Below are 24,342 nucleotides of genomic sequence, written 5' to 3' on the forward strand. Positions count from 1 at the left end.
AGGAAAAGTGTCCGGACGATGCGCTCAGGCCGGGCTGGGCGCAAGCTCGGCGGCCAAGAGCTTGCGGATCTCAGGGATGCACGAGCCGCAATTGGTGCCGGCCCGGCAGGCCGCGCCCACCGCCTCGACGCTCTGCGCCCCCGCCCTGATCGTGCCGAGGATCGCGTCGCGGCCGACCGTGTGGCAGGCGCAGACCAGCGGTCCGGCGCCGCCGGTCTCCGCCCGCCCCGAGATGAGGGCGCGGCGCGCGGCCGGCTCCAGCAATTCCTGCGTGCGGAAGAAGGCCTTCGCCGCCTCGAAGGAGGGGCGCTCGCCGGCAGGCGCCAGCGCCAGCGCGCCGACGAGCCGCCCGTCCGCGAAGGCCGCGGCGCGGTAGACCCCGCAGGCCGGGTCCGCATACTCGCTGAAGCCGGCTTCCGGAAATAACCGGCGCATCAGGGCGGCGGCCTCAGCCGGCCCGTCGTCAGTCGCCACGATCAGGCCGGAGCCGCCCTCGATGGCGGCCCGCGCCCACCACCAGCCCGGCGGCGCCGCGACCGGCCCCCGGGTGATCAGGTAGCCGCGCGAGCGCATCGGCGCGGGGGTGATCGCCGCCGATGTCGCCTTGAGCTCCGGCTGCCCCGAGACCGGGTCGACCGCCCCCTGCGCCAGTGCCCCGACGCGGCCGGCCGAGGAGGTCGTCTCGCTCCAGTGCATCGGGGCGAAGAGCGCGCCCGCCTGCGCGCCCGGCGTCACCATGACCTCCAGCACCGCATGGCCGTAGGGCGTGCTCACGCGGGCGAGGTCGCCCTCCGCGAGGCCGATCCGCGCGGCGTCGTCCGGGTGGATCTCCACGAAGGGCACGGCGCGGTGAGCGGAGAGGCGCGGGCTCTTCCCCGTGCGGGTGAGCGTATGCCAGTGGTCGCGCACCCGGCCGGTATTGAGGCGGAACGGGAAGGTTTCGCTCGTCGGATCGGCCAGGACCGGCTTCTGCACGGCGACGAAGCGGGCGCGGCGGTCGCGGGTGAAGAATTGGCCGTCGGCGAACAGGCGCGCCCGCCCGCTCTTCGCCTTGCGGGGCAGCGGCCATTGCACCGGGCGGGCGGCCTCGTAGGCGGCGTCCGGAATCTCGGCGAGGCCCGAGAGGTCGAAGTCGCGGCTGCCCGCATTCTCGAAGCCCGAGAGCGCCGCATGCTCGCGAAACACCGCCGCCGCGTTCGGCCAGGCGAAGGCCTCCCGGTGGCCGAGGCGGCGCCCGACCTCTGCCAGCATCCACCAGTCGGCCCGCGCCTCGCCCGGAGCCTTGAGGAAGCGGCGCTGCCGGGAGATGCGGCGCTCCGAGTTCGTCACCGTGCCGTCCTTCTCGCCCCAGGCGAGGGCCGGCAGCACGATGGCATCGTCCCGTGCCGTCAGCGTGTCGGTGGTGGCGACCGCCTCGGAGATCACCAGCGTGTCGAGCCGGCGCAGGGCTGCGCGCACGCGGTCGGCCCGCGGCATGGAGACGGCAGGGTTGGTGCCCATCACCCACAAGGCCTTGATCTTGCCCCGCTCGATCGCCTCGAACAGGGAGACGGCTTTCAGGCCCTCGCCCGTGATGATCCGCGGCGCCCGCCAGAAGCGGCGGACGAGATCGACCTCCTCGGGCGTGAAGTGCATGTGGGCGGCCAGCATGTTGGCGAGCCCGCCGACCTCGCGCCCGCCCATCGCGTTGGGCTGCCCGGTGAGCGAGAACGGCCCCATGCCGGGCCGGCCGATGCGGCCGGTGGCAAGGTGGCAGTTGATGATGGCGTTCGCCTTGTCGGTGCCCTGCGACGACTGGTTGACCCCCTGCGAGAAGGCCGTGACCACGCGGGGCGTGGTGCGGAACAGGTCGAAGAAGACCTGCACCTCGGCTCGCGGGAGGCCGGTGAGTGCGGCGGTGGCGGCGACGTCCGGCGCGATGGCGCGCGCGCGGTCGAGGGCGGGCTCGAAACCGGCGGTGTGGTCGGCGATGTAGCGCTCATCGAGGGCGCCGCTCTCGGCGAGGTGGACCAGGAGGCCCGAGAACAGGGCCGTGTCGCTGCCGGGCCTGATCCCGAGAAAAAAATCCGCCTCCTCGCCGGTCTGGGTGCGGCGCGGATCGATCGCCACGATCCTTGTGCCGCGCTTCGCCCGCGCGTCGAGCATGCGGCGGAACAGGATCGGGTGGCACCAGGCGGCGTTCGAGCCGACGAGAACCAGGAGATCCGCCTCGTCGAGATCCTCGTAGCAGCCCGGCACCGTGTCCGAGCCGAAGGCGCGCCGATGCGCGGCCACCGCGGAGGACATGCACAGGCGCGAGTTGGTGTCGACATGCGGGGTGCCGATGAAGCCCTTCGCGAGCTTGTTGGCGACGTAGTAATCCTCGGTGAGGAGCTGGCCCGAGAGGTAGAAGGCCACCGCCTCCGGCCCGTGCTCCTCCGCGATGCGGGCAAAGCGCGCCGCCACCTCGTCGAGGGCGTGCTCCCAGGTGACGCGCCTGCCCGCGATCATCGGGTGCAGCACCCGATCGTCGAGCGAGAGCGTCTCCCCGAGCGCCGAGCCCTTGGAGCAGAGGCGGCCGAAATTCGCCGGATGCTCGGGATCGCCTTCGACGCTGGCGCCCCCCAGCCCGTCCGGCCGCGCCAGCACCCCGCAGCCGACGCCGCAATAGGGGCAGGTGGTGCGGACCGGCTCAAGGTGCGGGGCAAGGTCCGGGACGTGGAGGTTCATGGGATACCCGCTCCGAATGGGGTGGGACCACGGCGGCCTTGGGCCGCCGTGAGGCGGTGCAGGGGCGGGCCGGGACCGGCGAGCAGCCCGGCTACCGCATGAGGCGCGGGAACCGCGGGGAGAACCCCTCTCCCGAGTGGGAGAGGGGCATGGGGATCAAAGATCCCACGTGAGGGTGGAGACGGTGCAGCAAGAAGCCTGAACCGTGCCGCTGCCAGCGCGACGCTCAGTGCCTTGTTCTGAACCGTAGCACCCTCACCCCTACCCCTCTCCCACTCGGGAGAGGGGTTCCCGCGCTTCCCGCGCTCTGCTGGTCGAATGTCGGCATCGCGCCGGCTGCGGCATCACTCAGTAGACGTCGGCCTGGTAGCGGCCGGCCTTCTTGAGGGCCGCCAGATAGGCGACCGCATCCTCCGGATTGCGGCCTCCCTCCTTGGCGGCGATGTCGATGATCGCGCGCTCCACGTCCTTGGCCATGCGCTTGGCGTCGCCGCAGACGTAGAAATGGGCGCCCTCCTCCAGCCAGCGCCAGACCTCCCGGCCGTTCTCGCGCATGCGGTCCTGGACGTAGGTCTTCTCCACCCCGTCGCGCGACCATGCCAGCGACAGGCGGGTGAGGATGCCGGCCTCCTTCAGGCCGTTCAGCTCCTCCTTGTAGAGGAAGTCCGTCGCCTGCCGCTGATGGCCGAAGAACAGCCAGTTCCGGCCCGGGGCCCGGGTGGCGGCGCGCTCGCGCAGGAAGGCCCGGAAGGGCGCGATGCCGGTGCCCGGCCCGACCATGATGATCGGCGTCTCGGGCGAGGCGGGCAGGCCGAAGCCGTGCGCCTTCTGCAGATAGACCTTGACCGTCGAGGTCTCGGCCAGCCGCTCGCCGAGATGCGTCGAGGCGACGCCGAGGCGCAGCCGCGAGCGGTGGCTGTAGCGCACCGCATCGACCGTGAGCGAGACCCGCCCCGGATCGGCCTTGGGGCTCGATGAGATCGAGTAGAGGCGCGGCTGCAGCTCGTCGAGGGCTTCCAGGAACACCTCCGCGTCCGGCCGCGCGCCCGGGAACTTGTGGAGCGCGGCCAGCACGTCGAGATAGGCGAGATCGCCGTCCGGATCCTCGCCGGCCGCGAGGCTCTGCGCCTTCCTGCGGGCCGCGCCCGAGGTGAGGAGCGAGAGGAGCTGGAACAGCCCGTCCGGAGCGGCGCCGAGCGCGTAGTTGGTGAGCAGGTGCTCGCGCAGGGTCTTCTCGCCGAACCGGGTGGCGATGACCCGCTCGGGCCGGGCGCCGAGTTCCGCGATCACCATGTCGACCAGCGCCGGGGCGTTCGCCGGGAAAAGGCCGAGGGAATCGCCCACCGCGTATTCGATGCCGGTATCGGTGAGGTCGATCTCGATATGCCAGGTCTCCTTCTCGCCGCCGGGGGCGTTGAGGCGACGGCGCGAGAGGAACACCGCCTCGGCCGGGTTCTCGCGGCACAGGCCGTAGGGGCCGAGCGGCGCCTCCGCCTTCGGGGCCTCGGCGGCTGCCGGCGCGGCGCCGGCCGGGGCTGCCGCGCCGAACTCCGCCTCCAGCTTCTTCAGCATCCGGAGCGTGTCCTTGCCCCCCGGCTGGCAGAGGTTCAGGCGTTCCTCCTTCTTGAGGAAGATGGCGTTGGCATAGTCGGCGCAGTTGTAGCCGCACTGGCCGCAATCCTGCTGGGCCATGGCGGCCATCAGCTTCTGCGGCTCGGAGCGGTCCCTGGCCATGGCCATGCGCTCGTCGAGGGAGATCGACGGGTCGTGCCAGGGCGCGTCGCCGTTGTCGGCGAGCGCCGGGCCGGAGGACGGCACCTCGCCGGGCCCAAGCGCCGTCGCGCCCTCAATGGCAGGACCGAGCAGCGCTGCGAAGTAGCCGGACAGCCATGCGCGCTGGTCGGCGTTGAACGGAGCGGATTCGGGGATCAGGACGAGGGGGGGCGTGACGTGCTGGGTCATCGGGACCTGCTGGGAATTCGGTGACGAACCCTGGTGTCGCGTGGAGCGCGGGATCCCCTTTCCCGGATGGGAGAGGGGTAGGCGATCGAAGATCGCGCGTGAGGGTGGAGACGGTTCAGGATGAAACGCTGACCGTTGAACTGGCAGCGGCTCGGTTGCGCGCTCTTGCGGAACTGTCCGTCCCTCACCCCTGCCCCTCTCCCGTCCGGGAGAGGGGTTCTGGCCGCGCCGATCATTCCGCGGCCTCCAGCATCCGGCTCTCGGCGAGTTCCTTCAGGGCTTCCGGCCCACGGCGGGAAGTGAAGGCCTGGAAGCTCTCCTGGGGTCCGGTGCGGTGGGCGAGGTAGTCGCGCAGCAGCAGCTCCACCCGGCCCGGGCAATCCTCGGCCCTCACGGCCTTCCAGATCTCGGTGCCGATCCTGGCCGCCTCACCGAAGCCGCCGCCGACCACGATGTCGTAGCCCTCGACGGTGTCGCCCTCCTCGCTGACCACCACCTTGGCGCCGATCAGGCCGATATCGCCGATGTAGTGCTGGGCGCAGGAATGATGGCAGCCGGTGAGGTGGAGGTTCACCGGCACGTCGAGCTCCTTCACCCGGGCCTCGATGTAGTCGGCGATCATCAGGGCGTGGCCCTTGGTGTCGGAGGCCGCGAACTTGCAGCCGCGGTTGCCCGTGCAGGCGACGAGACCGGCCCGGATGCTCGACGCCCGGGTGGTGAGCCCGAGTGCCGCCACCCGCGCCTCCACCTCCGCCACGTGAGCGTCCGGCACGCCGGAGAACAGGAAGTTCTGCCAGACCGTGAGGCGGATCAGGCCGTCGCCGCACTCCCGGGCGATGGCGGCGAGCGCCCGCATCTGGTCGGTGGTCATCTTGCCGACCGGCAGGACGACGCCGATCCAGTTCAGCCCGGCCTGCTTCTGGCGATGGACGCCCACATGGGCGTAGCGGTCGAAGCCGCCGCGGGGCTTGATGTGGGCCGGATCCACCCGCTCCAGCTTGCGGCCGAGCTTCTCCTCGACGGCGGCGAGGTACTTGTCGAAGCCCCAGGCGTCGAGGACGTACTTCATCCGCGCCTTGTTGCGGTTGGTGCGGTCGCCGTTCTCGATGAAGACGCGCAGGATCGCGTCGGCGACGGCGTTGCACTCTTTCGGGCGCAGCACCACGCCGGTGTCGCGGGCGATGTCGCGGTGCCCGGTGATGCCGCCGAGCACGAGGCGCATCCAGATGCCCGGCTCGACAGAGGCTCCCTCCGTCACCTCGACCGCCTGGAAGCCGATGTCGTTCGTCTCCTCCAGGACCGGGAGCACGCCGCCGCCGTCGAACGCGACGTTGAACTTGCGCGGCAGGCCGTAGAGCGAGCGGTCGTTGAGGATCCAGTTGTGCCAGGACCTGGCGAGCGGCCGCGTGTCGAGGAGTTCCTGGGCGTCGATGCCCGCCGTCGGCGAGCCGGTGACGTTGCGGATGTTGTCCGCCCCGGCCCCGCGGGCGGTGAGGCCGAGATCCACCAGCCCGTCGAGGAAGGGCTGGCCGTGCTCGGGCGCGATCTCGCGCACCTGCAGGTTCGCCCGCGTCGTCACGTGGGCATAGCCGCCGCCATGCGCGTCCGCGAGGTCGGCGATGCCGGCGAACTGCCAGTGCTGCAGGATGCCGTTCGGGATCCGCAGCCGGCACATGTAGGAGGTCTGGGCCGGTGCGACCCAGAACAGGCCGTGATAGCGCCAGCGGAAATTATCCTCGGGCTTGGGCGTCTTGCCGGCCTCGGCCTCGGCGATCAGGCGGTTGTGCCCGTCGAAGGGATTCTCGGCGCGCTTCCACTTCTCCTGATCGGAGAGCTTCGCCCCGGCCTTCACGAGCTTGTCCTGGGCCTTGATGTGGGGGGCGTCGGGTCCGGTCGGCTCGGGGGCCGGGGCCGGGGCCGCGCCGCCGGTTCCGAGCCCGCCCGTCATCCGGACGGCGGTGATGCCGTGGGCGAACCCTTCGAGATAACGCTTCTGCTCGGCGTCGAAGTCGTCGGCCATTGCGCGCTCCTTCACGCAGCGAGGGGTTGGGGGGCGGGACGCCCGAACATCAGGTCGTCCCGGTCGGTGCGGGCGAGCCGGTCGCCCGATCGGATGAGGGTCTTGCACCAGCCCTGCTCGGCGACGTCGCCCACGAAGACGGCCCCGAGGAGCCGATCCTCCGCGATGACGAGCTTGCGGTAGAGGCCCGCCGCCGGGTCGCTCCAGATCACCGCCTCGGCCCCCTCCGGCACATCGACGGCGCCCGCCGAGAAGACCGGGAGCCCCGAGACCTTCAGGCTGGTGGAAAGGGCGGTGCCCGCATAGGCCGCCTCCTCGCCGCAGAGATGGCGGGCCAGCACCTCGGCCTGCTCGTAGGCGGGCTCGACGAGCCCATAGGTCATGCCGCGGTGCTCGGCGCATTCGCCGAGGGCGAAGACCGCCGGGTCGGAGGTGGTCATCCGGTCGTCCACCCGGATGCCGCGGCCGATCGCGAGCCCGGCCGCGGCGGCGAGCGCCGTCGAGGGCCGCACGCCCACCGACATCACCACGAGATCCGCCGGGAGCACGCGCCCGTCGGCGAGGCGGACCGCCTCGACCCGGCCGTCGCCCTCGATCGCCGCGGTGTCGGCCTCGAGCAGCACGCGCACGCCGCGCGCCTCCATGGCGCGCTTCACCACCTCGGCCGCCGCATGGTCGAGCTGGCGCTCCATCAGCCGGTCCATCACGTGGAGCAGCGTCGTGTCGACGCCGCGCCGCGCGAGGCCCACCGCCGCTTCGAGCCCGAGGAGGCCGCCGCCGACGACGATCGCGCGGGCGCCTGGAACCGCATTGCGCCGGATCGCCGCCACATCCGCGAGGTCGCGGAAGGCGACGACGCCGGGCAGATCCATGCCGGGCTTCGGCAGCCGGATCGGCACCGAGCCGACGGCCAGGACCAGCTTGTCGTAGTCGAGGACGAGTCCCTCCCCGACCCGGATACTGCGCTCCGCCCGGTCGATCGCCGTGACGGGCGCGCCGGTCACCAGGGTGATGCCGTGGTCGGCATACCAGTCGAGGCCGCGGAAGCGGCAGGCCGCCTCATCGACCTCGCCGCCGAGGAGCGAGGAGAGCAGCACGCGGTTATAGGCCGCCACCGGCTCGGCGCCGACGACCGTCACCGCATAGCGATCCGGAGCGCGTTCCGTCAGCCGCTCCAGGAAGCGGAGCGAGGCCATGCCGTTGCCAACGACGACGAGGCGGTCCTGCATCGTCCCGCTCCTCACGCGGCCAGCGCCGGCAGCGCGGCCCTGGCGGCGGCCGTGAGCGAGAGGGCGGCCCCCTTCAGAATGCCGCGCCGCGTCGTGTGGTCCCTGCTGCCGATCGACACCGTGTCCCGCTCCTCTTCCCATGCGCGGCGCCGCTGTCGGACCCGGCCCGCGTGCCGAAACGAAAAACCGCCGCCCAAGCTCGACAGCAGCCACCGCCTTGCGGGGCCTATGCGGAGACTCGGGTCAGCGGCTTTGCTGACGGTGGAGGCCCGTCGGCGCTGACGGACCGAAGAGGGCAAAGCACGCCGCGTGCCAACCCCGGATCCGTCACATAAGTGCTTGATCTCATGCGGGTTGGAGCGGTCGAGGAGCCGTCACGCTGCGGGAGCTTGGCCGGCGCTGCACTGCACAAATCGGCAGCGCAGTGCCCAATGTTCAGTCAGGAAGCTCTAATGCCTAATTTTTAGGCAGACAGCAGGTCAGGCCGCGCGAGCGCGGCAGCCTGTGCGCGTGCCGCTGGCGTGGCCGAGAACTGGCCGGCCTGCGCCATCTCGTCGAAGATCCACGCCAGACCGTCCGCCCCGAAGGCGAGCGTCTCCTCGCCGAGACCAATGTAGCCGGGCGCCGCGCGCTCTGCCGTGTCCATCGGGTCGAGACGGAGCCGTCCGGACAGGCCGCGCAGGATCAGGTCGGGAGCGACGCCGAGATGCCGCTTCTGGCCGAGGATCCGCGCGAGATCGGGCCAGTTGCCCGGCTCGCCGCACCAGCGGGCGGCCGCCCGCAGCGCGCGCAGCAGCGGGGGCGCCCGCTCCTCCATCTCGGCGGGCAGCGCCAGCACCTTCTCGGGGCAGCCGGGCGCGATCTCGACCCCGAGCGCCGCGATGCGCCCGACGCCGGCCTCCAGCGCGACGCTGCTCCAGGGCGCGCCGACGCAGAAGCCGTCGATCAGGCCCCGGCGGAGCGACTCGACGGTACGGGGCGGCGGCACCACCACGAGGCGCACCCGGTCGAGGCCGCCGCCCCCGAGCGCGAGCAGGCGCCGGAGCTGGTAGGTGTGGCTGGAGAAGGGATGCACGGTCGCGAGCGTGAGCGGACGCCCGGCGGCGGCGCGCTCCTCGGCGACCCGCGCGAGCGCCCGCGCCACCTCCGGCAGCGCCTCGGAAGCCGGCCGCATCGCCTCCCAGAGCGGCAGCGAGACGGTGACGGCGTTGCCGTTGCGGGCGAGCGCCGCGGGGGCGATCAGGCGGGCCGGAGGGCCGCTCAGGCCCAGATGGCTCGCGAGCGCGAGGGGCGCCAGGAGATGCGCGCCGTCGAGCAGGCCGAGCGCGAGCTTGTCGCGCAGCGTCGCCCAGGACGGCTCGGCCACGAGATCGACCGCCACGTCCTCGCGTGCGGCGAAGCCAAGCTCCTGCAGCGCGATCACGAGTGCGGCGTCCGTGAGCGGGACGTAGCCGAGCTGCAGCCTCATCCGAGCAGATCCGCGGCAGTGACGATGGCCCGGGCGATGTCGATGATCTTGCGCTTCTCGTTCATGGCCTTGCGGCGCATCTGCTTGTAGGCCTCGTCCTCCGAGAGGCCCCTGGCGCTCATCAGGATGCCCTTGGCGCGGTCGATCAGCTTGCGGTCGGCGAGCTCGTTGCGGGCCTCCGCCAGCTCCCGCTGCAGCCGCGCGAAGGCATTGAAGCGCAGGATCGCGATCTCGATGATCGGCTTGATCCGGTCGGCCTTGAGGCCGTCGACGATATAGGCGGAGATGCCCGCATCGACGGCCGCCTGCATCATCGGCGTATCGCTGCGGTCCACGAACATGGCGACGGGCTTCTCGACGAGGCGCGAGACGCCGAACATCTGCTCCAGGAGGTCGCGGCTCGGGCTCTCCAGGTGGATCACCACCACGTCGGGGGAGAGGGCCGAGAGCCGGTCGAGGAGGTCCACCGTGTCGGGGATCACCACGACGCGGGCACCGTCGAGCCCGCGCAGCCCTTCCTCAAGGACGGCCGCGCGCGCCCGGCTCGGGTCGACGACCGCGATGGTCAGGCTCAGGTCGGGGGACGGGACGGGGTTCGCGCGATCGGACATGCAGACGGGCGGAGGCAAAAGTCGGGCCGGGGAAGGGATGACTTTTAGGGGGTCTTCCTCCCATCCCGAATGGGAGGAAAGTCCGAGGAGCGCGCCGAGGCCGGGCCGCGTCCCCGCCTCGGCGCAGACCGCCGCATCCTCTTCCGCAAGGGCCGAAAATAATCCTACCGGGAAGCGACTCGCAGAACCGTGATCTTTCGGAAACGCGGACGCAAAGAAAAGGCCCCGCTTCGGCCGCAAATCCACGGCTCACTCGCGCGAGTCAGCAACCGGAGGGTCATGCCCGATGAGCGAGTTCGACGGCCAGCGCAGGCGCGAGCCGGGATCCGTGGCCGGAGCCGGAGCCTCGCCGCTCGGCTACCTCCCACTCCTCCCGACGCTCTGCGTGACCGCCTGCCTCGCCGCGGGTTCGCTCTACTGGCGCGAGACGCCGCCGCGCTCCGCCGCCGGGCAGGTCGCGGCCGTGACGCCGCTGCCGTCGAACGACCTGTTCCAGGCCGTGCCGGAGGAGGGCGACCGGCGGGTCCGGGCGCCCTTTCCCCTCGAATTCGAGCAGCAATTCCCGCTGATCGCCGCGACGGCGGCGCAGGCGAGCCGGGAGGCCGGCCCCGTCGCAGGGCCGATCTGTGACGCCGTGCCGATCCTGCCGGTCCGCGACCGGATGCAGGCCGCCGAGGGCCGGAGCGCCGCGAAACGGCCCGCGGCGGCGCACCGCCCGACGCACCTGCCGCTGCTCGCCGGCGTGCGGCCGCCGCCGCGGCCCGAATCGCTGCGGCCCGAAACGCTGCGGGTCGCCGCCGAGCGGCAGCCCGAGACCCCGCTCCCGGACAGGCCCCGCTTCACCGATCTCGCCCTCCCCCACGTGGTGGAGACCGGCCGCGAGATGGTGGCGACCGTCACTCATCTCGGCGACGGGGTGGTGCAGGCCGGCAGCGCGATGCTGGACCTGATCGACCGGCGCCCCTGAGGCGCCGGAGCACGACTGGACCGTCCGCGAAGCGACACTACTTTCCAGTGCCAGGCTTTACCGTGGGGCAGCCATGGCATCGCGGATCGAGGATTATGCCCTGGTGGGCGACGGCCGTACTGCGGCCCTGATCAGTCGCAACGGCAGCGTCGACTGGCTGTGCTGGCCGCGTTTCGACGCGCCCGCCTGCTTCGCCGCGCTCCTCGGCACGCCCGAGCACGGCCATTGGCGCATCGCGCCCGCCGATTCGGGTGCCCGGGCGACGCGCTGCTACCGGCCCGGCACCGTCGTGCTCGAGACCACGCACGAGACCGCGACCGGGACCGTGCGGGTGATCGACTACATGCCCCTCGACAGCGGCCTCCACCTCGTGCGCCTCGTCGAGGGCGTGAGCGGCTCGGTGGCGATGCGGATGGAGCTCGTCCTGCGCTTCGATTACGGCTCGGCCGTGCCCTGGGTGTCGCGCAACGAGCACGACGACCTGCGGGCAGTCATGGGTCCGCACAAGGTCGTGCTGCGGACGAAGGCCCCCTTGCGCGGGGTCGAGCGCACCACCGTCTCCGACTTCATCATCGAGGAGGGACAAAGCCTCTCCTTCATCCTGAGCTACGGCTCCTCCGCCGAGGACGATCCGACGCCGATCGAACCCCGCAAGATCCTGCGCCGCACCACCGAGACCTGGCGGTCGTGGTCCTGCCACTGCCAGGGCGGGACGCCCTGGGACGCCATGCTGGCGCGCTCGCTCCTGACCCTGAAGGCGCTGATCTACGCGCCGACCGGGGGCATCGTGGCTGCGCCCACCACCTCCCTGCCGGAGGCGATCGGCGGGGTGCGCAACTGGGACTACCGGTTCTGCTGGCTGCGCGATTCGACCTTCACGCTCCTCGCGCTGGTGGATGCCGGCTATCTCGAAGAGGCGCGGGCGTGGCGCGACTGGCTGCTGCGGGCCGTGGCCGGCAGCCCGGAACAGGCCCACATCCTCTACGGCATCGCGGGCGAGCGCCTCCTGCCGGAGATCGAGCTCGACTGGCTGCCCGGCTACGAGAATTCGCGGCCCGTGCGGATCGGCAACGCCGCCTCGAAGCAGTTCCAGCTCGACGTCTACGGCGAGATCTTCGACGCGATGTATCAGGCGGAGGAGCGGGGCCTCGAAGGGGACGAGACCGGGGTGCGGGTCGGCCTCGCCCTCCTCGCCCATCTGGAGAAGGTCTGGCAGGAGCCCGACGAGGGCATCTGGGAGGTGCGCAGCGGCCGGCGACACTTCGTCCACTCGAAGGTGATGGCCTGGGTCGCCTTCGACCGGGCGATCCGGTTCTACAACCGGATCAACCGGGAGGGTGCCCGGGACGCCACCGTGATGCACTGGCACAGGATCCGCGAGCAGATCCACCGGGAGGTCTGCGAGAAGGGATTCGACCCCGAGCTCAATAGCTTCGTGCAATCCTACGGCTCGAAGCGGCTCGACGCGAGCCTGCTCCTCGTCGCGCATGTCGGCTTCCTGCCCCAGGACGACCCGCGGGTCGTCGGCACCGTCGAGGCGATCGGCCGCTTCCTGATGCGCGACGGCTTCATCCTGCGCTACGACACGGAGCACTCGACGCCGGACGGCCTGCCCCCGGGCGAGGGCGCCTTCCTGCCCTGCAGCTTCTGGTACGCGGACAACCTGATCGGGCTCGGGCGCCGCGACGAGGCGCAGGCCATGATCGAGCGGCTCCTGTCCCTGTGCAACGATGTCGGGCTGCTCGCCGAGGAGTACGATCCGGTGGCTGGCCGGCTGGTCGGCAACTTCCCGCAGGCATTCAGTCACGTCGCCCTCGTCAACACGCTTCTGAACTTCAGTCGGGCGGTCGGACCCGCTATGGAGCGCAGCGACAAGCGGCACGCGGCGCCACCGTCGTGACCGAAAACCGCCTGACCACCCGACGAGGCCCGTAATGAGCGCAGCCGACACCGCCGCGAAAGCCGGCATCAGCGAGATCGACCAGCGCAGCATCGACACCATCCGCACGCTGGCGATCGACGCGGTGCAGAAGGCGAATTCCGGCCATGCGGGCGCCCCGATGGCGCTCGCGCCCGTCGCCTTCACGCTGTGGAACCGCTACCTGCGCTACGACCCGGCGCACCCGGCCTGGCCCAACCGCGACCGTTTCGTGCTCTCGGTCGGCCACGCCTCGATGCTGCTCTACAGCCTGCTCCACCTCGCCGGCGTAGCCGTGCGGGACGGCGCCGGCGAGCCGGCGGTGAGCCTCGACGACATCAAGCACTTCCGCCAGATCGACAGCCGCACGCCGGGCCATCCCGAGTACCACTTCACCACCGGCGTCGAGGTCACGACCGGCCCGCTCGGCCAGGGCGTGGCGAATTCCGTCGGCATGGCGATGGGCGCCCGCTTCCTCAACGAGCGTTTCGCCTCCGGCGACCGAGCCCTGTTCGACTTCAACGTCTATGCCCTGTGCAGCGACGGCGACCTGATGGAGGGCGTCTCGGGCGAGGCCGCCTCGATCGCCGGGCACCTGCGCCTGTCGAACCTGTGCTGGATCTATGATTCCAACACGGTGACGATCGAGGGCCATACGGATCTCGCCTTCAGCGAGGAGGTCGCGACCCGGTTCCTCGCCTATGGCTGGCAGGTGCTGCGCGTCGCCGACGCCAACGACGTCCATGCGGTGGCGGGCGCGATCGAGACCTTCCTGCAGTCGCAGGACCGCCCGACGCTGATCATCGTCAATTCGGTGATCGGCTACGGCGCGCCGACCAAGCAGGGCACGGCCAAGGCCCATTCCGACGCGCTCGGCGTCGAGGAGGTCAAGGGCGCCAAGCGGGCCTATGGCTGGCCGGAGGATTCCGAGTTCCTGGTGCCGGATGGCGTCTACGAGAACTTTCGCAATGGCATCGGGGCCCGCGGCGCGGCGCTCTACGCCGAATGGCAGGCGCTGAGGGCCGAGGTCGAGGCGAGCGACAGGGCGCTTGCCGCAGAGGTGTCCTGTTTCCTCAAGGGCGAGCTGCCCGAGGGCTGGGACGCCGACCTCCCCCGCTTCCCGGCCGACGCCAAGGGCCTCGCGACCCGCGATTCCTCCGGCAAGGTGCTCAACGCCATCGCCCCGAAGGTGCCGTGGCTCCTCGGCGGCTCGGCCGACCTCGCCCCCTCGACCAAGACCAAGCTCGACGGCGAGGAGGCGCTGGGGCCGTTCACGCCCGGCGGCCGCAACCTGCATTTCGGCGTGCGCGAACACGCCATGGGCTCGATCGTGAACGGGCTCGGCCTGGTGGGCCTGCGCGCCTATGGGGCGACCTTCCTGGTCTTCTCCGACTACATGCGCCCACCGATCCGCCTCGCGGCCCTGATGGAGCTGCCGATCTTCCATGTCTTCACGCATGACTCGATCGGCGTCGGCGAGGACGGGCCGACCCACCAGCCCGTCGAGCATCTGCTGTCGCTGCGCGCGATCCCGGGCCTGCTGACGATCCGGCCGGCGGACGCCAACGAGGTGGTGGAAGCCTACCGGGTGATCATGGCCCTCAGGCACCAGCCGGCCGTGCTGGCGCTGAGCCGCCAGCCGCTGCCGACCTTCGACCGGGAGAAATACGCACCGGCCTCGGGCCTCGCCAAGGGCGCCTACGTGATGGCGGATTGCGAGGGCGAGCCCGAGCTGATCCTGATCGGCACGGGCAGCGAGGTGCAGCTCTGCATCGGCGCCTACGAGACGCTCAAGGGCGAGGGCGTGCGGGTGCGCGTCGTCTCGATGCCGTCCTGGGAGCTGTTCGAGCGCCAGGACACGGCCTATCGGGAGAGCGTGCTGCCGCCTGCGGTGACGAGGCGCGTCGTCGTGGAGCAAGCCTCGGTGATCGGCTGGGACCGCTATGCGGGCAGCGCCGGCACGATCATCGGCATGCACACCTTCGGCTCCTCGGCGCCGATCAAGGACCTTCTGACCAAGTTCGGCTTCACCGCCGCCAAGGTGCTGGAGGCGGCCCGCGCGCAACTCGCGAAGCGGTAAAGCCGGGTCACGCGACCGCGCCGAGCCGAGTCACTCAACCACACCGAAGAAGGCGCGGGGAACCCCTCTCCCGAGTGGGAGAGGGGTTCCCCGCGCGGACTCGTCTCGAAAAGATCAACCGGAAACCGGATCACACCGGCTCGACGCCGCACCACTCCGCCACGAACAGAGCCATCGCGGCAGTGATGCGCTTGACGGAGGACAGGCTCACCCGCTCGTCGAAGCCGTGGATGTTCTCGCTGATCGGGCCGTAGCAGAGCGCCGGCACCCGGTCGTAGAGGGCATGCACGCGGGTATCGAGGTAGCCCGCCGTCATGAAGCTCCGGAGGGCCTCAGCCGTCGCCGCCGCATGCGCCCGCCCGAGCACCGCCTCGGCCTCCGAGCCTTCCTGAAGCTCGTAGCCCTCCGCGAAGAACCCGTTGAAGGTCACGCGCGGAGGCGAGTTCGACAGGAAGCGGTCGGTACGGGCGAAGTCGCGCAAAGCCGCCTCGATCTCGCGGGCGGCCTCCTCGGCACCGACACCGGGATAGATCGCGATGCGGCAGTCGATCCGGCACCAGGCGGGCACCGACGAGGCCCAGTCGCCGCCCTCGATCCGGCCGACATTGAGGTTGATCGGATGCGCCTCGCCCTCGAAATGGGGCCGCCCGGCCTTGCGGGCGTTCCAGCGCTCCTCGAGCTCGCGCAGAGCCCCGATCACCCGGTAGGCGGCGTCGATGGCATTCGCCCCCGTGCCCATTTCGCGCACATGGACAGGGCGGCCCCGCACCTCGACCTGGAACCAGAGCACGCCCGTATTGGCGCGCACGAGCTTCTCGTCCTCGGGCTCCGGGATCAGCACCGCGTCGGCGCGGTAGCCGCGCAGATGGGTCATCAGCGCGCCGTTGCCGGTCGATTCCTCCTCGACGACGGATTGCAGGGTCACCGTGGCGGCCGGCTGGAGGCCGATGCGCCGCAGGGCGTCCATCACGAAGAGGTTCGCCGCATGGCCCGCCTTCATGTCGGCGCCGCCGCGGCCGTAGAGCCAGTCGCCTTCTACCACCGGGTCGAAGGGCGGATGGGTCCAGAGGTCGGCGGGGCCCGGCGGCACCACGTCCACATGCGCCTGTAGGATCAGCGAGCGCCCGGTCTCCTGTTTCGGGCGGTGGATGCCGACGACGATCGGCGCCTCCGAATGCGAAGCGGAGTATTTCGAGCCGCCCGGATGCGCCTCGATCGCCGCCCGATCCATGGCGAAGCGGTCCATCGCGTAGCCGCGCTCCCGGAACGACCGGAACACGAAGTCCTGGATCGCCTGCTCGTTGCCTCGGGTCGAGGGGAAACGCACCAGGGCCTGCGTGTGGGCGATCTGGTCGGGGAAACCCGCCTCGACGGAGGCGATGATCCGGTCGCGGAGGGCGGGGTCGAGTGGCATGTCCTCTCCGGGGTTGCGCGGCGGCCGAGCGGCGCCGCACCCATTCGGGCGGAGTTCGCGGCCGCTGGCAAGGCATCGGGCGGAGGGGCCCCCATGCGTGCGGCCGTGCCGAACCGATCAGGCCGCGTTCTGCTGCCGGTCGCGGCCGCGCGGCCAGGACCGCGTCCGCTGCCCCAGCCACTCGGCAGCGCCGCGTAAGGAGGCCTGCGCGAGCGCGCGCCCGAGCCTGCGCCGCATGGCGACGTCGTACGGCACGGCGCGGTGCATCTCGCCGAGGAAGCGGCGCATCTCGCTCAACGTGCTCCAGGGCAGCCGATGGCAGCGGCGGTCCTGCCTGATCCGCATGAGGATGCGGCTGTTCTTCTCCAATTCCCCCGTATAGTCCGCGGCCGGCGCGTCCGCGCAGGTCACCGCGAGGTCGCTCCGGATCAGGAAGTAGACCGGCGGATCGAGCCGTCCGCCGAAGCCCGCCGCGCGCATGCGCTCCGAATGCTCGCAATGCTCGAAGCCGTAGCGGCCGAAGCGCGTGTCCATGTAGCCGACGCTCTGCAGCGCGCGCCGGCTGAACGAGATGCACTGGCCGCTGGTGTCGGCGCACAGGATCGGATCCTCCGGCGTGCCCGCGCCCGCGATGAAGCGCTCCGCGAACCAGGACCCGGCGAAGTTGGCATGGCCGAAACGCTCGGCGGCCCGGATCCAGGGCTCCTCCCAGCCATCGGCCTCCGGGAATGTGTCGTCCTCCATCAGGATGACGACGTCGCAGCCGGCGACCTCGTGCAGGTAGAAGAGGACGCGGTTCTTGTTCCAGGCGACGCCGCGGTTGGGCCCCGTGACATGCGGCACGCCCCGCTCGCGCAGCAAGGCGAGGGTGCCGTCGCGCGACCCGTCATCGGCGACGAAGACCACGTGCGGGGTGCGCGTGTGGCGCGCCACGCTGTCCAGCGTTCGCGACAGGGTCCCGGCGCGGTCGAAGGTGGTGATCCCGATTCCCAGCCTCAGCACAATCTCATGCTCCCGCGGCCCGGGCCCGGCCCCTTCCCCGCACGGTCGGCACCATAGGCGAGCGGTCCCACCGCGCAAAGCCGCCGCCCCGGCGCGCCTACCGGCGCTCCGGCCCCTCTCCCGTCCAGGGAACGGGCCGCCGCGGCTCCTCCTGCAGGCCCGACGCGCCCTGCGCCGCGCCGAAGCGCCCGAGCCGCACCGCCAGCATCGGCAGCACCAGCAGGTTGAGCGCCGTCGAGGTGACGAGGCCGCCGAGGATCACGATCGCCATCGGGCCCTCGATCTCGCGGCCGGGCTCGCCGGCGCCGAGCGCCAGCGGCAGCAGGCCGAGCCCCGTGACGAGGGAGGTGGCCAGGATCGGCACCAGCCGGTCCCCCGCCCCCTCGATCGCGGTCGCGACGCTCCAGGTCCGGCCCTCCACGCTCACCAGGTGATCGTAGTGCGAGATCATCATGATGGTGTTGCGCAAGGAGATGCCGAACAGCGTCACGAACCCGACCATCGATCCGAGCGACAGCACTCGACCGGTCAGGAACACGGCGAGCACGCCGCCCACCACCGCGAAGGGCAGGTTGGCGACCACGAGGGCGAGGTTGCGCCAGTGCCCCGTCACTACGCCGAGGAGCAGCAGGATCCCGAGCCCCGCGAAGGCCGACGAGACCAGGAGGTCGCGCCGCGAGCGCGCCTGCTCCTCGGCGCTGCCGGAAAAGGTGGCGTAGGTGCCCGGCGGCAGCTCCACCTCGCGGGCGATCTTGCGGCGGGCGGCCTCGACGAAGGAGGCGACGTCGCGCCCGACCACGTTCGCGGTCACGGTCTGCACGCGCAGCGCCCCCTGGTGGAGCACCTGGAACCGCCCCGGCGTCTCGTAGATGTCGGCGACCTGCCGCAGCAGCACGTAAGCGCCGCCGCGGGTGCGCAGCGGCAGGTCGCCGATCGTCGCGAGCCGGCCGCGGACGCTCGCGTCGAGGATCACGATCACGTTGAAGATCGCGTTGCCCTCGTAGCTCTGCCCGACCGTGTCGCCCTGGTAGGCGGTGCGCACCAGTTCCAGCACCTCGACCGCATCGAGGCCCCAGTGGCGCAGATCCGCGGGGCGCAGCGAGACGTTGATCTGCGGCAGGCCCGGAGGGGCCTGCTGCTGGATGTCGGCCGCGCCCCTCACCTCGCCGAGTTCCCGCGCCACGTCGCGGGCCGCGGTCTCGAGGCGGGCGAGATCGGGCCCGAACAGGGTGACGACCACCGGCGCGGTGAAGCCCGACACCGTCTCCTCAATGCGTTCGGTCAGGAAGGTCTTGAGCGAGAAGGCGGCGCCCGAGAAACTCGTCATCAGGGCGCGGATGCGCGCCTCGACGGCCCCCTGCCCCGCCCCGTCGAGATTCGGGTCGAGGTCGATATGGACCTCGCTGTAATGGGTTCCGGCCGTGTCCTGGCCGGCCTCCGCGCGGCCGACCTGCTGGGCCACCGCCCGCACGCCCGGGATCTCCCGCAGGGCCGCCGTGAGGTGGCGCCCCATCCGGATCGATTCCTGCAGCGAGGTGCCGGGGGCGGCGGCCATGTGCAGGATGAAGTGGCCTTCCTTGAGGTCGGGCAGGAAGGTGCTGCCGAAGCTCGGGAGCAGCGCCGCGCCGCCGAGGGTGGCGATCACCGTGAGGCCGCCGACGAGGAGCGGCGCCCGCTCGACGCCGCGCAGCACGCGCTCGTAGCCCCGGCGCGACCAGCGCATCAGCGGCGGGTCGTCCATGGCCGCATCGGCGCGGCCGGTGAGCAGCATCGTGGCGAGCGCCGGCGTGAGGGTGAGCGCCACCGCGAGCGAGGCCAGCACCGCCAGGATGTAGGCGAGCGCGAGCGGCCCGAACAGCCGCCCGGCGACGCCCGTCAGGCTCAGCACCGGCACGAAGACGAGGAGCACCGCGAAGGTCGCGTAGGCGACCGAGCTGCGCACCTCCAGGATGGCGTCGAGCACCACCCGGGCTTCGGAGCGCGGCAGGCCGAGGCGGCGGTTCTCGCGCAGGCGCCGCACCACGTTCTCGACCCCGATCACGGCGTCGTCGACGACCTCGCCGATCGCGATGGCGAGCCCGCCGAGCGTCATGGTGTTGAGCGTCTCGCCGAAGCCCTGGAGCGCCAGCACCGCCGCGAGCAGCGAGAGCGGGATCGCCACGCAGGAGATGACGGAGGTGCGCCAGTCGAACAGGAACAGGTAGAGCACCACCACCACGAGGGCGCCGCCCAGCGCCAGCGCCTGGATGACGTTGCCGTTCGCCACCGCGATGAAGTTCGCCGGCCGGAACAGGTCGGCATGGAGGCGGACGCCCTGCTGCTCCAGGCCGGGCCGCAGCTCGGCGAGCGCCGCCTCGACCCGGCGGGTCACCTCGAGGGTGTTGGCGCCGTATTGCGCGCCGATCATGAACAGCACGCCCGGCTCGCCGTTGACGAGGGCGGCGCCGATCGGCGGCTCGGGCGCCTCGACCACGGTGGCGACGTCGCCCAGCACCACGCTCGCGCCGCCCTCGTTGACGAGCACCGTCCGGGCGACCTGCTCGGGCGTCAGCGACTGGCCCTCGGTCTGGAGCGTGATGCGCTGGTTCGGCGTGTCGACGAAGCCCGCGCCGCGCACGCCGGTGGCGCGCCGCGCCGCCGCCAGCACGTCGTTGAGCCCGATATTGAAGCGGATCAGGTCCTTGGGTCGCACCTGGACCTGCAGCGAGCGCACGTCGCCGCCATAGAGCGAGACCTGCGCGATGCCCGGCACAGCGAGCAGCCGCAGCCGCACGGTCCAGTCGGCGAGCGTGCGCAGCTCCAGCTGCGAGCGCGTCGCCGAGGTGATGCCGGCGAGAAGCACCGTGCTGCTCGAAGAGGTGAGCGCCGTCATGGTGGGCGGGCCCGCCCCCTGCGGCAGCTTGGCGGCGGCGGTGGCGAGGCGCTCCGTGACGAGCTGGCGGTTGCGGAAAACGTTGCTGCCGGCGCGGAACACCACCGTGATGACGGACAGACCCTGGATCGAGGCCGAGCGGAGGCTCTCGATGCCCGGCAACCCGTTGATCACCACCTCGACCGGCAGGGTGACGAGCTGCTCGACCTGCTCGGCGCTGAGGCCCGGCGCCTCGGTCTGGACCACCACCGAGGGCGGGGCGAATTCGGGAAACACGTCGTAGCGGGCATCGCCGAGCGCGATCAGCCCGTAGGCGAGGAGCGCCAGGGCCAGCGCCAGCACGGCGCCGCGGAAGCGGATCGCGAAGCCGACGAGCAGCGCCTGCGGGCCGGAGGGGGGAATGCTCGTCATGCCGGGACCCGGGCGGCAGCCCCGCCGGCCCTCATGCTGAGAGGTTGTGAACTGATCGGATTTTTGGGTCTCAAAACCGGCCTAAGTTTTTGATTTTGCTGTGGTCGGCAAAGCCAAAAATCAAAAACCTCACAACCTCTCGGTATGAGTTTGCCACCGGCTGCCCTGACCCTGAGGAATGAAACTGGCTGAACGAGCGCTCCCGCCTGTGGCACCCGATCCCGGCCCTCATGCTGAGGCGCAGCCGCAGGCTGCCTCGAAGCACCCCAGACCGGTGATCCCGGCCAAACTGGTGTTTCGGAGGACCCTTCCGGGGTGCTTCGAGGCTCGCTCCGCTCGCACCTCAGCATGAGGAGCTTGGCGACTGCCACGCACCTCAGCTTCGATTTAGGCCAGTGGCGGCGTCCACGCGCGTCGTCCGGGCCGGATGGGCACCGGCCTCTCGCCGCGCGGCTCACGGCAAGCGGTGTCGACGGAGCGGGATTGAGGCCGGGGGCGCGAGGTATCGACACGATCGGACCGCCGCTCAATCGTCGTCGCCCGAGACGCGGATCTGGTTCTTCATCTCCTCCGAGAGCAGCGCCTGCGCGCCCCGCAGCACGATCTCGGTCTCGTCGGGCAACCCCGCCACCACGAAGGTGTCGTCGGACATCGGGCCGTCGGTGTTGAGGGGATGGCGCGCGAAGGCGTCGGGCCCGACGCTCCGGTAGAACCACGCCCCGCCCTGCCAGTGCACCACCGCGTCTTCCGGCACCGCCACGCCGGCGACGGCCCGCGCCGAGGGCACGAAGACGAGGCTGCTCATGCCGGGCAGGAAGCCGCTGTCGCCGGCAACCGTGTAGAAGTAGCTCAGGCCCTGGATGCGCTGGTCGGTGCGGGTCGCGGGCGAGACGTAGTCGAGGGGCACCCGGGCGCTTTGGGGCGGCAGCTCCGCATAGGCGGTCGCGGGCGGCGTCCCCACGCTCTCGCCCGGCGGCAGCGTCACCTGGACCAGGAACCGCTCCCGTTCGATCAGCCGGGTGACGAGGGCGGAGCGCTCGACGATGGCCCGCCCGATCACCGCTCCCCATTCCTGCTGCGCCGTGGCGGCGAGCGTGCGCAGCTGCGACTCGGCGGCAGCGAGCGATGCCTCGTCGGTGCGGAAGCTGCCCTCCGCCGTCTCGACCTGCACGGCGGTGGCGTAGGGGCCGAGCGCCTTCGCCCGCTGATAGGCGCTCCTGGATACTTCGAGCCGCGCCTGCGCGGTGAGGAGCTGCGCCTTGGCGCTGGCATAGGCGTTGGTGAGGTCGGTGACGCGGGCGAGGTCGAGGACGGCGCCGTAGGCCTGGCGCTCCTCGCGGTGCTGGGCTGTGCGCAGGGTCACCGTCTCGACGCCGATCTGGCGCCGCTCGGCGGGCGCCAGCTTCACGATGCTGCGCCCGTCCTCGACGACCGCGCGGCTCACCCGGGGCGGCAGCGGCTTGTCCGCAGGCGCGGCGGCGCGCAGATGCGCGGGCAGATACCAGATGGCCGCTCCCGCGACGGCGCCGAGCACGACCAGCGTGCCGAGGGTGCGAAGGACGCGACGCGGGCGGGACTCGGACACGGCAGGCGCCTGAACGGAGAGCGGCTTCTCGTCCGGCCGCTCCCGCACACACCCGCATGCGCCGTTCGGCCGGTTTTGCGGCGAGGCTTAACACGCGGGGGCCGCGGCGGAAATGGCGTCCGCACGGGAGTCCGGCGGGCTCGGCCGAAAGAACGAGCGACGCGCGGAGGCGCGACCGGGCAAGAGGACAGCGGGATTCACAACCGTCCCGTCCTCCGCCATCCTGGCCGGAATGAACCGCCGCGTCGCGCCGTGAGCGCATCCGCCCGCCCTCTGCGCAGCCACCAGCGCAGCCTCGCCGAGCTCGTCGCCGCCCTTGCCCGGGGCGAGGCATCGGACGTGGCCGACATCCTCGCCGCCGTCACGCCGGGCGGGGGCAAGTCGCTGCTGCCGGTCATCGCCGCCGCGCGCCTGATCGGCGCGGGCGTGGTGGAGCGGATCGTCTGGGTGGTGCCGCGGGACTCCCTGCGGCTGCAGGCCGAGGAGGCTTTCGCGGATCCCGCCTGGCGCGCGGCCCTGGGCCATGCCCTCTTGGTGCGGGCGGCCGACAACGCGCCCGATCCCGCCCGGGGCTTGGCGGGCTACGTCACCACCTACCAGGCGGTCGCCGCCGCGCCTGCGCTGCACCTTGCGGAGATGAAGCGGCGCCGCACCCTCCTCGTCATCGACGAGGTGCATCACCTGCCGGCGCTCGGCGATGGGGAGCCGGACGGCGAGGCCGCGGCCTGGAGCCGGGCGCTGCTGCCGCTCCTCCGGCATGCCCGCCTGCGCCTTCTCCTCTCGGGCACCCTGGAGCGGGCGGATGGGCGGCGCATCCTGTGGCTGCCCTACCGCGAGGGCGAGCGGGCGCCGGTGCCCGACATCGCAGCGCCCGGCTGGGCGGTGATCGGCTATTCGCGGGCGCAGGCGCTGGCCGAGCGGGCGGTGCTGCCCGTGAATTTCGGCGCGCTCGACGGCGAGGCGAGCTGGCTCGAAGGGGGGCGGCCGGACGGGCAGGCGCGGGTCGGGCCGCACCGCCTCTCGGGCCCGGCCCCGAGCGCGACCACCCGGCCGGCCCTGTTCACGGCCCTGCGCACGGGCTTCGCCCGCGACCTCCTGCACGAAGCCTTCCTGGCCACGCGGCGGCTGCGGGCGGCGCGCCGGGCGGCGCGGGGCCTGCCGCCCGCGGAGGCGGCCCGCGGCCTCGGCAAGCTCCTCGTCGTCGCGCCCGATCAGGCGCGGGCGCAGGCCTATCTGGCGATGCTGCGGGGCTGGATGCCGCCGGGCCAGGCGGCTCGCGACCTGCGCCTCGCCGTCTCCTCCGAGCCCGACGCGCACGGCGCCCTCGCCGCCTTCCGCCTGACGCCCGAGCCGGCGGTGCTCGTCACGGTGGCGATGGCCTACGAGGGCCTGGATGCTCCCGAGGTCGCGGTCGTGGCCGCGCTCACCCATATCCGCAGCCGCCCCTGGCTGGAGCAGATGATCGCCCGCGCCACCCGGATCGACCCGCATGCGGGCGACTATGCCGACCAGCACGCCGTGATCTTCCACCCGGACGATCCGCTCTTCGCGCGCTTCCGGGAGCGGATCGAGGCCGAGCAGGCGACGGCTTTGCGGCGCGCGAGAAGGGAGCGGCTCGCCGCGCCCCGCGATCCCCGTCCGCTGCCCCAGACCGACGACGGCATCGTGCCGCTGGAGAGCAATGCGCTCGGCCTGCGCTACGCCATGCTGCGGCCGGGGCCGGCGCTCGCCCTGGTCCGGCCCGAGGTGCCGCCCGACCCGCCGCTGCCGCCCTCCGCCGCCGAGCGGCGCTTGCGGGCGCGCGTCGCCGCCATGGTCACCGCGCAGGCCGTGGAGGACGAGGCGGAGCTGCGCGTGCCCCATGGCGGCCGCCTCGCCCACCGCTACAACGCCGTGCTGAAGCGCCTCTTCGGCAACAAGGCCCGTGCGGCGATGACCGCGGCGGAGCTCGAAGCGGCGCTGGCCTGGCTGGAGCGCAACCGCCTCCAGGACCATCTCCACCTGCTCGACGGCGACGCGCGCTACGCCTGGACGGTGCGGCGACGCTGGGCCGGCGAAGGCCGGGCCGCCAGACGCTGAACGGGAGCCCTTGTC

The 24,342-nt window shown here is 71.9% G+C and carries 14 protein-coding genes; 4 read left to right on the forward strand and 10 right to left on the reverse strand.

Features of this window, described 5'->3' with window-relative positions; all coding sequences use genetic code 11:
• Nucleotides 1-24 precede the first annotated feature (24 nt).
• The 6 genes from MNOD_RS13640 to MNOD_RS13665 all read right to left on the reverse strand — a co-directional run bounded on the left by MNOD_RS13640 (nucleotide 25) and on the right by MNOD_RS13665 (nucleotide 9,999).
• Nucleotides 25-2,709 (reverse strand): nitrate reductase, encoded by a 2,685-nt coding sequence (locus tag MNOD_RS13640; RefSeq protein ID WP_015929491.1) that lies wholly within the window; start codon nucleotides 2,707-2,709, stop codon nucleotides 25-27.
• 348 nt (nucleotides 2,710-3,057) lie between these two features.
• Complete coding sequence (locus tag MNOD_RS13645; RefSeq protein ID WP_015929492.1) at nucleotides 3,058-4,671, reverse strand: sulfite reductase subunit alpha; 1,614 nt, start codon at nucleotides 4,669-4,671, stop codon at nucleotides 3,058-3,060.
• 232 nt (nucleotides 4,672-4,903) lie between these two features.
• Nucleotides 4,904-6,691, reverse strand: coding sequence for a NirA family protein (locus tag MNOD_RS13650; RefSeq protein ID WP_015929493.1), 1,788 nt, complete (start codon nucleotides 6,689-6,691; stop codon nucleotides 4,904-4,906).
• 11 nt (nucleotides 6,692-6,702) lie between these two features.
• On the reverse strand, nucleotides 6,703-7,920 hold the full coding sequence (locus MNOD_RS13655) for an NAD(P)/FAD-dependent oxidoreductase (RefSeq protein ID WP_015929494.1): 1,218 nt from the start codon (nucleotides 7,918-7,920) through the stop codon (nucleotides 6,703-6,705).
• Between the two features lie 463 nt (nucleotides 7,921-8,383).
• On the reverse strand, nucleotides 8,384-9,388 hold the full coding sequence (locus MNOD_RS13660) for an ABC transporter substrate-binding protein (RefSeq protein WP_015929496.1): 1,005 nt from the start codon (nucleotides 9,386-9,388) through the stop codon (nucleotides 8,384-8,386).
• Complete coding sequence (locus MNOD_RS13665) at nucleotides 9,385-9,999, reverse strand: ANTAR domain-containing response regulator (RefSeq protein ID WP_015929497.1); 615 nt, start codon at nucleotides 9,997-9,999, stop codon at nucleotides 9,385-9,387. Before MNOD_RS13665 ends, MNOD_RS13660 begins: the two co-directional genes overlap by 4 nt.
• 286 nt (nucleotides 10,000-10,285) lie before the next feature.
• On the opposite strand from MNOD_RS13665, the gene MNOD_RS13670 reads away from it, so the two are divergent.
• The 3 genes from MNOD_RS13670 to tkt all read left to right on the forward strand — a co-directional run bounded on the left by MNOD_RS13670 (nucleotide 10,286) and on the right by tkt (nucleotide 14,964).
• Nucleotides 10,286-10,966: a hypothetical protein gene (locus MNOD_RS13670; protein WP_015929498.1), complete on the forward strand. Its 681-nt coding sequence runs from the start codon at nucleotides 10,286-10,288 to the stop codon at nucleotides 10,964-10,966.
• 73 nt (nucleotides 10,967-11,039) lie between these two features.
• On the forward strand, nucleotides 11,040-12,866 hold the full coding sequence (locus MNOD_RS13675; protein ID WP_015929499.1) for a glycoside hydrolase family 15 protein: 1,827 nt from the start codon (nucleotides 11,040-11,042) through the stop codon (nucleotides 12,864-12,866).
• Between the two features lie 34 nt (nucleotides 12,867-12,900).
• The gene (gene tkt / locus MNOD_RS13680; RefSeq protein ID WP_015929500.1) at nucleotides 12,901-14,964 is read left to right on the forward strand and encodes a transketolase; all 2,064 of its coding nucleotides are present in this window, start codon (nucleotides 12,901-12,903) and stop codon (nucleotides 14,962-14,964) included.
• A 130-nt stretch (nucleotides 14,965-15,094) separates the two neighbouring features.
• Here tkt and MNOD_RS13685 read toward each other — a convergent pair whose 3' ends face one another.
• From MNOD_RS13685 to MNOD_RS13700, 4 genes are all read right to left on the reverse strand, one after another.
• A complete protein-coding gene (locus MNOD_RS13685; protein ID WP_015929501.1) occupies nucleotides 15,095-16,378 on the reverse strand; it encodes an ArgE/DapE family deacylase in 1,284 nt (427 codons plus the stop codon).
• Nucleotides 16,379-16,495: 117 nt separating this feature from the next.
• Nucleotides 16,496-17,380: a glycosyltransferase family 2 protein gene (locus tag MNOD_RS13690; RefSeq protein WP_015929502.1), complete on the reverse strand. Its 885-nt coding sequence runs from the start codon at nucleotides 17,378-17,380 to the stop codon at nucleotides 16,496-16,498.
• Between the two features lie 97 nt (nucleotides 17,381-17,477).
• Nucleotides 17,478-20,663 carry an efflux RND transporter permease subunit gene (locus MNOD_RS13695; protein WP_015929503.1) on the reverse strand — a complete coding sequence of 1,062 codons (3,186 nt, stop codon included), beginning with the start codon at nucleotides 20,661-20,663 and terminating at the stop codon, nucleotides 17,478-17,480.
• A 526-nt stretch (nucleotides 20,664-21,189) separates the two neighbouring features.
• Nucleotides 21,190-22,296: an RND family efflux transporter gene (locus MNOD_RS13700; protein ID WP_015929504.1), complete on the reverse strand. Its 1,107-nt coding sequence runs from the start codon at nucleotides 22,294-22,296 to the stop codon at nucleotides 21,190-21,192.
• Nucleotides 22,297-22,500: 204 nt separating this feature from the next.
• Here MNOD_RS13700 and MNOD_RS13705 point away from each other — a divergent pair, with 204 nt between their 5' ends.
• The gene (locus MNOD_RS13705) at nucleotides 22,501-24,327 is read left to right on the forward strand and encodes a DEAD/DEAH box helicase (protein ID WP_015929505.1); all 1,827 of its coding nucleotides are present in this window, start codon (nucleotides 22,501-22,503) and stop codon (nucleotides 24,325-24,327) included.
• The last annotated feature ends 15 nt before the right edge of the window (nucleotides 24,328-24,342 follow it).

Source organism: Methylobacterium nodulans ORS 2060 (assembly GCF_000022085.1).
GTDB lineage: Bacteria > Pseudomonadota > Alphaproteobacteria > Rhizobiales > Beijerinckiaceae > Methylobacterium > Methylobacterium nodulans.